The following is a 13,936-nucleotide window of genomic DNA, read 5'->3' as shown; positions in this document are numbered from 1 at the left end:
TACAAATGAATATTATTTTACAAAATGTTGGCAGAAGGTTTAACAAAGAGTGGATTTTTAGAAATTTAACCACGGAATTTACAACAGGAAACAGTTACGCCATACTTGGGCCAAATGGTTCTGGCAAATCAACCCTACTTAGTATTTTAAATGGCAACTTGTCCCCTTCTGAGGGCAAAATTACCTTTTCAGATCAAGCCGAGATCCCTGTCGAAGATATCTACAAATACATCAGCCTTGCTGCCCCCTATCTCGAACTGGTTGAAACATTTACGCTAAAAGAAATCATTGATTTTCATTTTAAGTTTAAAGATTTTGCTTCTGGCTTAGATGCAAAAAAGCTGATCAGTATTCTGGGATTAGAAAAAGCAGCAAACAAGCAGATCAAATACTTTTCGTCTGGCATGAAGCAAAGGACCAAACTGGCTTTGGCCTGCTGTACAGATACACCCGTTTTATTTTTAGATGAGCCGACAAGTAATTTAGACGTTCAGGGAATAAGTTGGTACCGCGAGCTCATCGAAAATTTTGGAAAAGAGCGACTAACCATAATAGGCTCTAATCAAATCCAGGAATACGATTTTTGCTCTAATCAAATACAAATATCTGACTATAAATAAGTTAAGTTTAATTGGGTCAATTATACTCTGGTCTGTTTTGTCATACATTTGTACTATAAATATTTTTTTCAAAAAATATTTTGTGATTTTAAAATTATACCTACCTTTGCACCACCAAAAAGAGAAAAAATTATTTAATTTATCTCTCTAATAAAAGGTCATATTTTCCGTTTTCGGAATAAAATAAATAGCCCCTTAAAGGCAAAGAGTTTTTCATAGTTTAGTTTGAGGTTTAGGTTGATTATGCCTTTGGAGTGGTTCCCAAAGGCATTTCTTTTATACGAAGATTTTTTAACCCTGGCCCAGCATTTTATCCACCCCACCACCCGCCATTATAAAGCCCATGGCACAAAAATACTTTTGGTTGTACTGCTGTTTGTTTTTTCCACCGGGAAATGCAAAAAGATGGAAACGAAAGCAGGATACTGCACCTGATTATTGACGGTTTTACTTTTCAAATCTGTATGCATTTTTTTAACTTTGATTTTTAATCCAAAACAAAAACAATATTCACGATCATAAAATGGCTAAGGCATCAGAGGTAAAAAGCGGAAATGTGCTTCGTTTTAACGGAGAGTTGGTAAGTGTAGAAGAGTATATCCACCGTACCCCGGGAAATTTAAGGGCTTTTTATCAGGCCCGCATGCGCAATGTAAAAACCGGCAAAATTGTAGAATACCGTTTCCGGACAGATGAAGAAGTGACTATCTGCCGGGTAGAAACCAGCGATTATCAATACCTTTACGAGGATGGGGATTACCTGGTGGTGATGGACAATAACACTTACGAACAATACAATATCCCAAAACTGCTTTTTGGCAGTTCGATTAAATTCTTAAAAGAAGGCATGAACGTTACCATTGCTTTTGAAAGCGATGAACCGATTGTTGCCCAACTGCCCAATAGCGTAGAATTGGAAATCACCTATTCTGAACCCGCTGTAAAAGGCGATACCTCTACCAGTGCGCAAAAATATGCCACTGTTGAAACAGGTGCTGAAATCAGGGTTCCGCTATTTATCAACCAGGGAGATAAGGTGAAAATTGACACTAAAACAGGCGAATATATGGAGCGGGTGAAGTAGTTGATTAAGGTTTAAATTTTCTTAAACCCTAAGCCTTATGCCTTAAACCTTTGTCGTTTTTTATCAAAATAATTTTACCTTTGCCGTCACGAAAAACTGAAATATAAATCCATTTAGGATAACATAATATGGCAAAAGCATCAGAAATTAAAACAGGTAACATTCTTCGTGTGAACAACGAATTGGTTACGGTTGACGAATGGAATCACCGTACGCCAGGAAAAGGCGGCGCATTTTACACCGGTAAATTCCGCAACATTAAAACAGGCAGAATTGTAGAAGCCCGTATGAATACCGATGAGGCAGTCGAAATCTGCCGTGTAGAAACCAACGATTATCAATACTTATACGAAGAAGGCGACTCTTTGATCGTAATGGACAACAATACCTACGAGCAGTTTAATGTTGAAAAATCTTTGTTCGGTTCGGCAATTAAATTCTTAAAAGAAGGCATGAGCATTATTGTATCAATGGAAAGCGACGAAGCCATTATGGCCCAGCTGCCAAACTTTGCCGAATTTGAAATTACTTACTCAGAGCCGGCAGTAAAAGGCGATACTTCTACAAACGCGCTAAAAGCAGCCACGTTAGAAAATGGTGTTGAAGTTAAAGTTCCGATGTTTGTGAACCAAGGTGATAAAATTAAAATCGATACCCGTACAGGCGAGTACGTGGAGCGTGTAAAATAATTTTAATCAGGATATATGGGGCCTCTGAAGTTGATGCTTCAGAGGCTTTTTGTTATACCGGCCCCGCGCTGTAAACTGATAGAGCAAAAAGCCCACAGCGCTGGACTGAAGCGATAGCAGGGCTGCAGACCGCCATGACCGTATTACCGTAAATTTCCAAAAACAGATCACATCTCTGCAAATAAATGATAAGCAGGTATGCCAAAACCATATAAATCCTTAAAATACCCACTTTGTTATTATGTTGAAAAACCAAATCAGGAAGCAAACGCTAAAGGATCGGTTATCATTATCAGACTCTACTTACCATGAGTTTAATAAAGCGCTGCTGGAACAGTTTAAGACGCTAGATTTTAATGGAATTAAAACGATCCATATCTTTTTGCCCATCAAAGAAAAAAAGGAACCGGATACCTTTCTGCTGATCGAATGGCTCAACCAAACCCTGCCAGATATTAAAATCGTTGTGCCTAAGGCCGATTTTGAAACGGCATTGATGACGCATCACGAATATATTGGCGAAGAAGACCTGAAAAAAAATCTTTATAATATTCTGGAACCGCAAAAAGGAAACCTCCATGAAGGCGAAATAGATCTCGTGATCATTCCCCTTTTGGCGTTTGATAAACAAGGTTACCGGGTAGGTTATGGAAAAGGTTTCTATGATCGTTTTCTAAACGGTTTAAATGCTCAGAAAATAGGTTTATCTTTGTATCCTGCAATTGAAAAAATCGATGACGTACATGAACAAGACATTAAACTCGACTTTTGCATTACACCTACAGAAATTATAAAGTTTTAAGCTTACCAGCATGCCACAGGAAATCGTGATCAAAACCGAAAAACAGTACGAAGACAATATGATTGCCGTATTTGAACTTCAGGAAAAAGAAGATTTAACGGCTGAAGACCTGAAACAGATCGAATTGATGTTAAAGGCTGGGGAGAAATACGAAGCAGAGCATTTGTAAAAGGCCTACTTTTAAACGTCTTCCAGTATTTATCTCAGGCGCTGTTTATAAGGCATTTACTGCAAAAAAGATCCTGAAACACCCGTCTGACAGGCCGGGCGGAAGTTCAGGATGGCGACACGCGCCGGATACTCCGTGTTTTCTATGCCTCCGTGGATAAATCTAAGACATATTTGATTTCACAAAGTCACTTACAAAATAAGCAATCAGCTTCGCCGTTAACTTATTTACCCTTCCATCCAGCATCCGCGTAGCCCCTTCACATATATGCAGATAAGAAAATTTACCGGCGTTGCTCAAAATGAGTTTTCGAATATCGTTAACCGCAAATCCGGATGGAGTTTCTGCACTCGAAAGTACATGCTCCATACAGTCTAGATCTATTTCCAAACCCGCAACCTCTCCTATTTCATTTATCAAATCGGCAAAATCGGTTCCGGTTAAAATGTCATCAAAAAATACAGCCTTTAGCTTAGGGTTATGCTCAATCTGGCTTAAAATAGCTTCGTTATTATAATTTTGATGGAGGCCGTACATAAAATAATGATCGAGATAATTTTCATGTAAAGCATAAGAGAATCCATTTCCACTATGTCTGCCTTCCAACCTCCGCAAATCAGCATGTGCATCAATATTTAGTACATCAATTGGGATTTTATTTGCTAAAGAAGCTCCTTTGATAATTGGATAAGCATTATTGTGCCCGCCCCCAATGACAATCGGGATTTTGCCCGCAGCTGTGATTTTTTCAATAATTGGATAAACCAGCGCATCAATTTCTGCTACCTTGTCTCGTAAACCTTTTAAGGTAGATTCGCCAGGCTCATCAATATCAAAATGGCCTAAAACCAAAATCTCCCCACCATCCAAAAACCAGTTACTCTGGATATTCAAAAAGGCCGTTAATGCCGGACGCCATACCGATGCTGCTCCAGCCATACCCGCATTTGCACGCACGCCAATATCTTCAGGAATGCCCAGCAACACAAATTTTGCACGCGTGTTTTGCAGCTCTTCCCACGAAGTCAAAATAGCCACTTTCTCGCCCAGCTTAGTTTCGCCGTCCCGGCTGATCACCAAACGATCAATATCTTGTTGAGCATAGATTTTAAAGTTATCCATTATAAAATTCGCCATTTAAAATCACCTCGTCCACCTGGCTTTCGCCAAAACTATAGGGCAGATACGCAATTGATGGCATCGGTTTAGTGATCAATAAATTTGCCTTTTTTCCAACCGCTATACTTCCATAATCCCTGCTCAATTCCATTGCTGCAGCACCATTTAATGTTGCAGCATTAATGGCCTGCTCCGGAAACATCTTCATTTTAATGCAAGCTAATGAAACTACAAAATTCATATTTCCTGAAGGTGTTGAGCCCGGATTATAATCGGTAGCTAAAGCCACTGGTAAATCAGCTTGGATGAAGCCCCTGGCATCAGCAAACGGAATTCCTAAATAAAACGAGCAAGAAGGCAGCAATGTTACAATGGTGTCGGCGTTTTTTAAGGTTTCGATGCTTTCTTCATTACTTTCCTCCAAATGATCGACCGAAATAGCCCCATTATCAACGGCAACCTCTATTGCCCCAGAAACAGAAAGTTGGTTGGCATGGATTTTCGGCTTCAATCCATATTTTGCTCCAGCTTTTAATATCTGATCGGTTTCTGAAACAGAAAAGAACCCTTTTTCGCAAAAAACATCAATGTAATCGGCTAGTTCTTCTTCTGCCAGCTGAGGCAGCATTTCATTAATAATTAAATCGATGTAACCCTGATGGTTATTTTTAAATGCTGTTGGATAAGCATGAGCAGCCAAAAAAGTGGCTTTAATCGGGATGGGGAACTGATCTTTCAACCTACGGATTACGCGTAACATCTTGATTTCACTTTCAGTCGTTAATCCGTAGCCACTTTTAATTTCTACCGCTCCTGTCCCCTGCAGAATCATCTGTTTTAACCTCAGCGCAGCAAATTGAAACAATTCATCTTCTGATGCCCTTTGTAGTTTATCTGCTGAATTTAAAATCCCACCACCCGCCGCCGCAATTTCCTCATAACTTTTACCCTGTATTTTCATGGCAAATTCTTCCTCACGCGACGCCGCAAACACAATATGTGTATGGCTATCGCACCAGGTAGGGAAAACATAACGGCCCTGCGCACTATAATATGGAAGATGTGCGGTGGGAGATGGAAGATTTCCCATCTCGCCAAAATCTTTAATCAACCCATCTTCTATTAAAAGCCAGGCATTTTCAAGAACGGGTAAATCATTTAGCTCGTTACCACGAAGCACTAACTTATCTTTAGGATGAAGCCCTACAAGGCCTTTTATATCTGTAATCAGCATTTATTGGCAGGTTAATTGTTGAAACTGGTTAAACTGGTTAATTGAAAATTAGGATCAGTTAACCCAAAAACTATTCAATTTCCAATAACACCGGGCAATGATCAGAATGTATGGCATCCGGTAAAATCCTGACGTTTTTCAGACGATTTTCCATTGGCCTGGTGGCCAGATGATAATCGATTCGCCAACCCAGGTTTTTTCCTCTTGATCCTGCACGATAACTCCACCAGGTGTAGTGATGTGGTTCTTTATTAAAATAACGGAAAGTATCAATAAAACCATTATCCAGAAATAACTGCATCCACTCCCGTTCTTCCGGTAAAAAGCCTGATGAATTGGCATTTGATTTAGGGTTGTGGATATCGATAGCGGTATGGCAGATGTTATAATCACCACTCACAATCAAATTAGGGATTTCTTTACGCAATTCTCCAATATAGCGATCGAAAAACCGCATAAATTCATATTTCTTTACCTGCCGATCGTCTCCACTTGAGCCAGATGGCATATAAAGGCTCATTAAAGAAAAATCATCAAAATCTGCCCTTAAAATACGTCCTTCTTTATCAATCCATTCTTCACCGCAGCCAAGTTCTACATGATTGGGTTTAATTTTAGATAAAATGGCTACACCGCTATAGCCTTTTTTCTCTGCCGGATACCAATAATGGTGGTAACCCAGCTGCTCAATCAATGCAATAATTTCAGGGATCTGCGAGGGTAGTGCCTTTACTTCCTGTAAGCAGACCATATCGGCATTGGTTGCCTGCAACCAGCCAAAAAAATTTTTAGTGCTCGCAGCCCTGATCCCATTCACATTATAGGAAATAATCTTCATTCAGTAAAATTTCAATTGTTGTGGGCGGTAAATTTAGAAATTAATTGAATAAATGCTTAGTAAATGAGATTTGCTTTCGTTAAATTTGTTTATGAGCATCGAAGAGTTAAAAATAGAGATCGCAAAAAAGGTATTCGAAACAGATGATGAGAACCTTTTATCAGAATTGGACATGCTTTTAAACTGCAATGAAAAGGTTGAGCTGGACCAATTACCGAAACATGTTCAGGAGGGAATAAAAAGAGGGTTAAAGAAGGCTGAAGAAGGAAAATTAACACCTCATGACGAGGTAATGAAGCGGTATGCGAAATATTTATGAGTTTAAATATATTTTGGACCGATGAAGCAAAAGAAACTTTTGATGCAATTTTTTTCTTTATTCTGGATAAATTCAGTGAGCAATCGGCAAAAAAGTTTTTAAAACAAGCAAATAAAATCCTTCAAATAATAAAAGTACAACCCGAAATTTTTGAGGCGTCAATTTTCGATCAATGCAGAAAAGGAAGGATTACGAATCATACGTCCGTGTTCTATGAAATTCAAAATGATCAGATTCGGCTTTTATTCTTTTTCGATAATTGACAAGATCCTGTAATTACATAACCATTTTATCTTTCAACGTTCCCTGAAGCAACTGTTTCTCCAGTTTTCTCGCTTCCCTTTTTTTCAAAACGCTTACTTCCATTTTTACGTCTTGCTTTGGCCGGTCGTTTTTATTGGTTGGCAAAGCGGCAATTTTATCCACCATATCCAAACCCGTCACAATTTCACCGTAAACAGTATAATTCCGGTCTAAATGTGGTGTACCCCCTATCGTTTTATATACTTGCCGCTGCCATTCCGGAATTTTGAATTTCAGCCGTTTTTCTTCTAAATTATCCAATTGCTGATCGGTAAAAACCTTTCCCTGCACCAGGTAAAACTGACTTCCACTTGATGCCTTGGCCGGATTAACATCATCTCCTTCCCTGGCAGCACCCAAAACACCTTTTTTATGGAATAAGCTATCATTAAACTCTGCCGGAATCGTATATTTAGGTCCGCCTTCACCCAAAAGAGAATCTGGCTTTGCATTTTTAGAATCCGGATCGCCACCCTGAATCATAAAATTATTAATTACCCTGTGAAACAAAACCCCATTGTAATATCCGGATCTGGCCAGTTTCAAAAAGTTATCGCGATGCAAAGGGGTTTGATTATATAGCCTTACAATGCATTCTCCAAATTCAGTTTTAATCCTTACATATTGATTTTTGGGCTTTGCAGCAAAGGCCGATAGCACAGAAAAAGTACAGAGTAACAATAATATTTTCTTCATTTAATTGGTGTTTAAGGCTAAATTAAGCTAAAAAATGAAATTCAGTAAATAATTACTGGCATTATTAAATATTTTTTGCTTTACCTTTGTATTGATGAAGTTAAAACAGAAAATAGCACTTTCTTTGGCTGTATTTTATGCAGTTAGTGTTATGGGTTTGGCTTTAAGTCTCCATTTCTGTGGAGGCAAACTGGAAAATGTTAAACTGTTCAGTAATGAAGTTTCCTGTAAGTTCTGTAAGGATATCCCTGCTGAAAAGAAAGATGATGATTGCTGCAAAAACACCCAGGTAACGGTTAAGGTTAAAGATAGTCATCAGGCAGAGGCACAGTTAAAAATGCCAAAGCTCTTTTCTATCCAGCTTTTTCTTCATCCCCCAGTTTTAGCGTCTTTAAAAGATATTACCCCGAAATTTTTTACTAAAATTTCAAATAAAGCGCCCCCACTTTCCTCGCGGGTTGCACTCCATATTTTCAATTGTATTTTTAGAAATTAGGATTTTTGTTCCCGTCATGCTGATCCGGTAGCTATCGGATTCGTTTCGGTATCTATTTGCTATGTATGTAAGCGCTGAATAATGCAGCCTACAATAGCTTCAATTTATTCTAATTTAAAAAATCATGAAAGCAGTAAAAATATTCAGCATCATTATGCTATTCTTTGCCGTTAATGTTTCGGCACAAAAAATATCTTCAGCAGATTTACAGGTAACCGGTTTAACCTGCTCTATGTGTTCAAATGCAACACAAAAATCATTGGAAACCTTAAACTTTATCAGTAGTGTAAAACCTGATTTAAACAAAAACATCTTCGTGCTAACCTTTAAGAAAGATGCAAACATCAATCTTGATCTGGTACGCAAAAAAGTTCAGGATGCTGGTTTTTCAGTTGGTGGATTAACAGCAAATTTCAATTTTAACGATGTAAAGGTAGATGATAAAGGCCAGGCCATTGTTGATGGAAATGTGTACCGTTTTGTAAACGCAAAGGGCAAAACACTTAACGGAACTGTAAAAGCCAGTATTGTCGATAAAAATTTTATTTCAGGTACTGCATTTAAAAAACAGGCCGCAACCGTTAGCTCTGATGCTTATGCCAGCGGCATGGGCATGGTTAATGGTAAAAAGACGCGCATTTACCATTTAATCCTTTCTTAAGATGAGGCGGATATTCGTATTGGCGCTGTTGATGATCGGCGCCTATACAAATGGTTTTGCACAGGAGTTATATGTATTTACAGAGCCTGCCAGTAATATGCCCACCAAATCGATTGGCATAAGAATTACGAATGAAGGTATGTTCAATAACCCCGGTTTTGTAAGCAGGACCATCCCGGAAGTAATGATTGGTTTTAATAAAAACCTGATGATGCATGCGCAAGGCTTTATGTCTGATATGGACGGCAGATACCGTTTGGAAGGGGGAAGTTTATATGCAAAATATCGGTTTTTATCGCTAGACGAAGCACAAAGCCATTTCAGGGCATCGGCATTTGGAAGAATTAGTACCAGCAGAATGCCAACTTATACCCATGATATCAACCTGGAGGGTGATAACAGTGGTATACAGGGCGGATTGATTTTTACACAGCTGCTACACAAGCTGGCGTTATCGTCAACCCTTGGTTATGCCCATGCTTTCGAAAACATCGACCGGCAGGTTGCGGGCATGCCGCAGCCAAAGAACATGTTGTCGTATAGTTTATCATCGGGTTATTTGGTTTTACCAGTAGTTTACAAAGATTATAAGCAGCCAAACTTCAATGTATATGTAGAATTGCTGGGCAAAACCGATCCCGGCAGTGGCCAGTCTTATTTAGACATCGCTCCTGCTGTACAGGTAATTTTGAACAGTACCACCCGTATCGATTTTGGCTATCGCTTTCAGGCTACTGGAAATATGGATAACCGATACACCAAAAACATGTACCTGCTTCGTGCAGAATTTAATTTCTTTAACATTTTAAAATAAAAAATAACGAAACATCATGGGTTTTCCACATTAAACTGAACATAAAACCATGATCGCTTCATTACCATTAAAAACAACATAAAAGATGAAAAAAATATTAGGATTAGTTGCCTTCATCACGATCGCAAGCACAGCATTCACCTATGCGCAAAACAAAACAGATGTAGCCTTAAACCAGGTGTTAACGGCTTATTACGACGTAAAAAATGCCTTAGCCACCGATAAAAAGGATGTGGCGATAGAAAAAGTAAAAATTTTATCAGCAAAGGTTGACGCGGTAAATCACAAAAATCTGCCAGCAGATCAGCATAAAATATTTATGGAACAAGCTGCAGTTATCAAAAGTAAATCTGCTCAGCTTGCCGGCTCTAACGACATTAAAACGCAAAGAAAAGCCTTTGAAGGGATTTCCTATGCGATGATTAAAACCTTAAAGGGTCTAAAATTTAATACACAAACCGTTTACATTCAACATTGCCCAATGGCTAAGGCAAGTTGGGTAAATGAAAAAGAAAACATCGAAAACCCCTATTATGGAAGCATGATGTTTGATTGTGGCGACGTTTCAGAAACCATAAAATCTAAATAATGAACCTGCATATCAAAAATATGGTGTGCAACCGTTGCAAGATGGTGGTTAAGGCCGAGCTGGAAAAGCTTGGCTTTAAACCGCTATTGGTTGAGCTTGGCGAAGTTACCCTCGCCGAAAACATAACAGCTGACGATAAGATTAAAATTGCAGAGCAACTCACCCGTTTTGGTTTCGAACTATTGGAAGATAAAAAGACCCAAACAGCAGAACAGATTAAAACTGCCCTCATTAATCTGGTACATTATACCAAAGAACCTTTAAAAATCAACCTATCTGCCTACCTTAGCGAGCAATTAAAACAAGAATATACCAGCTTAAGCAGCATTTTTTCTGAAATTGAAAACCAAACGATTGAAAAGTATTTTATTGCCCAAAAAATAGAAAAGGCAAAAGAAATGCTTACCTATGGCGAGCTTACTTTGAGCGAAATTGCTTATCAATTAAATTACAGCAGTGTAGCTCACCTGTCCGCTCAATTTAAAAAAGTTATCGGAATTACGCCTTCGGCTTATAAACTAGCATCAACAGATAGTAGAAAAACGCTGGATGAGGTTTAATGATATAAAATGGAGAAACGTGAGATGGTCAATGGCTGGATAGATCATGATTGAGAATTATGAGCCTATCGGACATGAACTATGATCAAAAAACCATTAACCACTTATCTGCAATTCTATTCATCAACTAGCCAATTTAAACCTTTTTAACCGATTTGTCACCAGCCAATTTCTTAACATAAATCAAGATTGATTAGCTTGATTACCAACTACATTTGTACCTAAATAAAATCACTAAATATGAAAAAAATATTTTTATTCCTGATCGCTACCTCAATTAGTGTGGCATCATTTGCGCAAACAACCTGGAAAATAGATCCAATGCATTCGTTTGTTAACTTTTCGGTTAAACACATGGGAATTTCGTTTGTTGATGGTTCATTCAAAAAATTCGACGGAACGGTTACCGCTGCTAAACCGGATTTAACGGACGCTAAAATCAGTTTTAGTGTTGATGTTAACAGCATTACTACAGGTGTGGAGATGAGGGATAACCATTTAAAAACCGATGATTTCTTTAACGCAGAAAAATTTCCTACGATGAAATTTGAAAGCACTTCTTTCAAAAAATTAAGTGGCAACAATTATGAGTTAAGTGGTAAATTAACCATCCGCGATGTAACCAAAGATGTAAAATTTGCTGTGGTTTACGGCGGCACGGCTAAAGATCAACAGGGCAATACCAAAGCAGGTTTTGGGGCCACCACAACCATTAACCGTTTAGATTATAATATCAAATATGATCCAACCGGAGCTGGTGTTGCAAAAGATGTTGCGATTAAATTAAACCTGGAGTTTGTTCAGGGTAAATAAGAACAAAATCCTCATTCCGGGCTTGTCCCGGAATCTTTCAAAAGGATCCTGAAACACCCGTCCGACCGGCCGGGCAGAAGTTCGGGATAACGGCTACCAGAACTAAAATCCATATCTGTGCTATCCCAATTCAGAAACTTTATTCAACGTTTGCCTCAAACGGATTTAATGCCAACACTTTTTATTGGCCATGGCTCCCCTATGAATGGGATTGAAAACAATGAGTTTAGCAAGAATTGGGCAGAACTGGCCAGGCATATTCCTGTACCTAAGGCTGTTTTGGTGGTATCTGCTCATTGGTATACGCATGGCACCTTTGTTACCGCGATGGATTTTCCCGGTACCATTCACGATTTTGGTGGTTTTCCGCAGGCGCTTTTCGATGTGCAATACCCTGCGCCCGGCGATCCGAAACTGGCGGAAGAAATTCCAGGCTTAATTCAGTCTACAACTGTTGGTCTCGACCATGATTGGGGTTTGGATCATGGTACCTGGACAGTGGTAAGGCATATGTACCCAAATGCTGACATCCCTGTGCTGCAATTGAGCATTGATTATACCCAATCGCCGGCCCGTCATTATGAAATTGCCAAAGAAATTTACATACTCCGTAAAAAAGGCATACTGGTTATCGGCAGCGGGAACATGGTCCATAACCTGCGTATGCTCAGTTGGGAAATGATTAACGGAGGTGGTTACGATTGGGCAATAGAAATGAACGATAAGTTTAAAAACCTAATTGCAAACGGCGACCATCAGCCCTTGATCAACTACCGCAACCTCGGCACAGATGCGATGCTGGCCATTCCTACCCCAGAACATTATTTGCCACTGATTTATACGCTCGGCATGAAAAACGAAAAAGAGGAGGTTTCTTTCTTTAACGATAAAGCTGTTGGCGGCTCGCTAACCATGACTTCGGTTTTGGTGGGGTAATTTTAGGGTTTAGGGAGAAAATGATCAGCAAACAACTTTGTTTTAGCTGGTTTAATAGAGTTTATACATTAATTGTTCTAACTCCTTAGTGGTTACAATAAATTATTATCATTTTTAGAAATTCAGGTCATTATAAGAACTGAATATAGCATAAAGATATCCCGTCTACATTCGAAATAACGATCTCTAGCACAAAAGCTAAAATTCTATAAAACTTTGTGATTATTCTATAACGCTTTTAGTCACACGAAGCGGTAAATTTGCATAAAGAATTTTATCATGACACATACCTATCAACTCACAGGAATGACCTGTAGCGGTTGCGAAAATAAAGTTAAAAGTAATTTGCTCGTTTTACCAGATGTAACTGGTGTAGAAGTTTCCAAAGAAACCAATTCTGCTACCATTAGCATGGATAAACATATTGGCTTAGATACACTCCAACAGGCTTTGGGTGGTAGCGAAAGCAAATACCAGATTTCAGCAACCCAACATAGCGAAGCGCTCGAAGAAGCAAAATCATGGGCAGCGACCTATAAACCTATTTTATTGATTTTTGGATATGTAACTGCACTATCATTAGTCGTTTCCTGGCAAAACAATGCAATCAATGTCATGGAGTTTATGCGCATTTTTATGGCTGGTTTCTTCCTAACCTTTTCTTTCTTTAAAATGCTCAATCTGAAAGCATTTGCCGAAAGTTATGCCATGTACGATATTGTTGCCAAAAAATTCAGCACATGGGGTTATATTTATGCTTTCATCGAATTAGGTTTGGGCTTATCTTTTGCTTTAAACCTATCCCCTGTTGTTGTAAACTGGGTTACGCTAATTGTAATGACAGTGAGTATAATTGGTGTGTTGGAAAGCGTTTTAAACAAAAAGAAAATTCAATGCGCTTGCCTGGGCGCTGTGTTTAACCTGCCCATGAGTACTGTAACCATTGTTGAAGATGCAATTATGATTGCGATGAGTGCAGGGATGCTGATTTTGATGTAACTAAATTTTAGTCAAAAGCTTATCAGGTGGAAAGGCTGGAATTTCTGAATTTTTGAAATCTTTAATGTTTCTGGTAACAATATAATCCAGTCCTTCTATTTTATAAGCACCGAGTATTTGCAAGGCATCTTCAACATCTTTGTATTTTGATTTCAATCCTTTTTAATAATATCCTGATCAATTGCAATAACTTGA

The 13,936-nt window shown here is 38.6% G+C and carries 20 protein-coding genes; 15 read left to right on the top strand and 5 right to left on the bottom strand.

What is annotated here, in order from left to right; translation table 11 throughout:
• The first annotated feature begins 5 nt into the window (after window positions 1–5).
• From ACK1I8_RS18685 to ACK1I8_RS18665, 5 genes are all read left to right on the top strand, one after another.
• Window positions 6–620, top strand: coding sequence for an ATP-binding cassette domain-containing protein (locus ACK1I8_RS18685; RefSeq protein WP_412466801.1), 615 nt, complete (start codon window positions 6–8; stop codon window positions 618–620).
• Window positions 621–1,143: 523 nt separating this feature from the next.
• The gene (gene efp, locus ACK1I8_RS18680; protein ID WP_412466800.1) at window positions 1,144–1,704 is read left to right on the top strand and encodes an elongation factor P; all 561 of its coding nucleotides are present in this window, start codon (window positions 1,144–1,146) and stop codon (window positions 1,702–1,704) included.
• Window positions 1,705–1,832: 128 nt separating this feature from the next.
• Window positions 1,833–2,393: an elongation factor P gene (efp, locus tag ACK1I8_RS18675; RefSeq protein ID WP_090983422.1), complete on the top strand. Its 561-nt coding sequence runs from the start codon at window positions 1,833–1,835 to the stop codon at window positions 2,391–2,393.
• Between the two features lie 241 nt (window positions 2,394–2,634).
• Entirely contained in the window at window positions 2,635–3,195 is a 561-nt protein-coding gene (locus ACK1I8_RS18670) for a 5-formyltetrahydrofolate cyclo-ligase (RefSeq protein WP_412466799.1), read from the top strand.
• Between the two features lie 10 nt (window positions 3,196–3,205).
• Window positions 3,206–3,364 carry a hypothetical protein gene (locus ACK1I8_RS18665; protein WP_167354761.1) on the top strand — a complete coding sequence of 53 codons (159 nt, stop codon included), beginning with the start codon at window positions 3,206–3,208 and terminating at the stop codon, window positions 3,362–3,364.
• A gap of 162 nt (window positions 3,365–3,526) precedes the next feature.
• Here the strand turns inward: ACK1I8_RS18665 and ACK1I8_RS18660 are convergent, their stop codons facing one another.
• The 3 genes from ACK1I8_RS18660 to ACK1I8_RS18650 form a co-directional block, all read right to left on the bottom strand.
• Window positions 3,527–4,486, bottom strand: a complete 960-nt coding sequence (locus ACK1I8_RS18660; RefSeq protein ID WP_412466798.1) for a formimidoylglutamase — start codon at window positions 4,484–4,486, stop codon at window positions 3,527–3,529.
• Window positions 4,479–5,717 carry an imidazolonepropionase gene (gene hutI / locus ACK1I8_RS18655; protein WP_412466797.1) on the bottom strand — a complete coding sequence of 413 codons (1,239 nt, stop codon included), beginning with the start codon at window positions 5,715–5,717 and terminating at the stop codon, window positions 4,479–4,481. Before hutI ends, ACK1I8_RS18660 begins: the two co-directional genes overlap by 8 nt.
• Before the next feature lie 70 nt (window positions 5,718–5,787).
• Window positions 5,788–6,555: an exodeoxyribonuclease III gene (locus ACK1I8_RS18650; protein ID WP_412466796.1), complete on the bottom strand. Its 768-nt coding sequence runs from the start codon at window positions 6,553–6,555 to the stop codon at window positions 5,788–5,790.
• Between the two features lie 91 nt (window positions 6,556–6,646).
• On the opposite strand from ACK1I8_RS18650, the gene ACK1I8_RS18645 reads away from it, so the two are divergent.
• A complete protein-coding gene (locus ACK1I8_RS18645; RefSeq protein WP_412466795.1) occupies window positions 6,647–6,874 on the top strand; it encodes a hypothetical protein in 228 nt (75 codons plus the stop codon).
• The gene (locus tag ACK1I8_RS18640) at window positions 6,871–7,137 is read left to right on the top strand and encodes a type II toxin-antitoxin system RelE/ParE family toxin (RefSeq protein WP_412466794.1); all 267 of its coding nucleotides are present in this window, start codon (window positions 6,871–6,873) and stop codon (window positions 7,135–7,137) included. Before ACK1I8_RS18645 ends, ACK1I8_RS18640 begins: the two co-directional genes overlap by 4 nt.
• Window positions 7,138–7,150: 13 nt before the next feature.
• On the opposite strand, the gene ACK1I8_RS18635 is transcribed toward ACK1I8_RS18640, so the two are convergent.
• Window positions 7,151–7,873: a peptidylprolyl isomerase gene (locus ACK1I8_RS18635; RefSeq protein ID WP_412466793.1), complete on the bottom strand. Its 723-nt coding sequence runs from the start codon at window positions 7,871–7,873 to the stop codon at window positions 7,151–7,153.
• A 94-nt stretch (window positions 7,874–7,967) separates the two neighbouring features.
• Between ACK1I8_RS18635 and ACK1I8_RS18630 the strand changes: the two genes are divergently transcribed.
• From ACK1I8_RS18630 to ACK1I8_RS18595, 8 genes are all read left to right on the top strand, one after another.
• Window positions 7,968–8,369, top strand: a complete 402-nt coding sequence (locus tag ACK1I8_RS18630; protein WP_412466792.1) for an HYC_CC_PP family protein — start codon at window positions 7,968–7,970, stop codon at window positions 8,367–8,369.
• Between the two features lie 124 nt (window positions 8,370–8,493).
• On the top strand, window positions 8,494–9,030 hold the full coding sequence (locus tag ACK1I8_RS18625; protein WP_412466791.1) for a heavy-metal-associated domain-containing protein: 537 nt from the start codon (window positions 8,494–8,496) through the stop codon (window positions 9,028–9,030).
• A gap of 1 nt (window position 9,031) precedes the next feature.
• Window positions 9,032–9,844, top strand: coding sequence for a hypothetical protein (locus ACK1I8_RS18620; protein WP_412466790.1), 813 nt, complete (start codon window positions 9,032–9,034; stop codon window positions 9,842–9,844).
• Window positions 9,845–9,929: 85 nt separating this feature from the next.
• Window positions 9,930–10,433, top strand: coding sequence for a DUF3347 domain-containing protein (locus tag ACK1I8_RS18615; protein WP_412466789.1), 504 nt, complete (start codon window positions 9,930–9,932; stop codon window positions 10,431–10,433).
• Window positions 10,433–10,993 carry a helix-turn-helix domain-containing protein gene (locus ACK1I8_RS18610; protein ID WP_412466788.1) on the top strand — a complete coding sequence of 187 codons (561 nt, stop codon included), beginning with the start codon at window positions 10,433–10,435 and terminating at the stop codon, window positions 10,991–10,993. The genes ACK1I8_RS18615 and ACK1I8_RS18610 overlap by 1 nt, the downstream gene beginning before the upstream one ends.
• Before the next feature lie 240 nt (window positions 10,994–11,233).
• Complete coding sequence (locus tag ACK1I8_RS18605) at window positions 11,234–11,806, top strand: YceI family protein (protein WP_412466787.1); 573 nt, start codon at window positions 11,234–11,236, stop codon at window positions 11,804–11,806.
• Between the two features lie 168 nt (window positions 11,807–11,974).
• Window positions 11,975–12,742, top strand: a complete 768-nt coding sequence (ygiD, locus tag ACK1I8_RS18600; protein WP_412466786.1) for a 4,5-DOPA dioxygenase extradiol — start codon at window positions 11,975–11,977, stop codon at window positions 12,740–12,742.
• A 279-nt stretch (window positions 12,743–13,021) separates the two neighbouring features.
• Window positions 13,022–13,741 (top strand): heavy-metal-associated domain-containing protein, encoded by a 720-nt coding sequence (locus tag ACK1I8_RS18595; protein ID WP_412466785.1) that lies wholly within the window; start codon window positions 13,022–13,024, stop codon window positions 13,739–13,741.
• Here ACK1I8_RS18595 and ACK1I8_RS18590 read toward each other — a convergent pair whose 3' ends face one another.
• Window positions 13,742–13,897 (bottom strand): hypothetical protein, encoded by a 156-nt coding sequence (locus ACK1I8_RS18590; protein WP_412466784.1) that lies wholly within the window; start codon window positions 13,895–13,897, stop codon window positions 13,742–13,744. It abuts the gene before it with no gap.
• Window positions 13,898–13,936: the final 39 nt, after the last annotated feature.

Source organism: Pedobacter sp. KLB.chiD (assembly GCF_047040275.1).
GTDB lineage: Bacteria > Bacteroidota > Bacteroidia > Sphingobacteriales > Sphingobacteriaceae > Pedobacter.
This window is presented reverse-complemented; position numbering and strand designations above follow the sequence as displayed.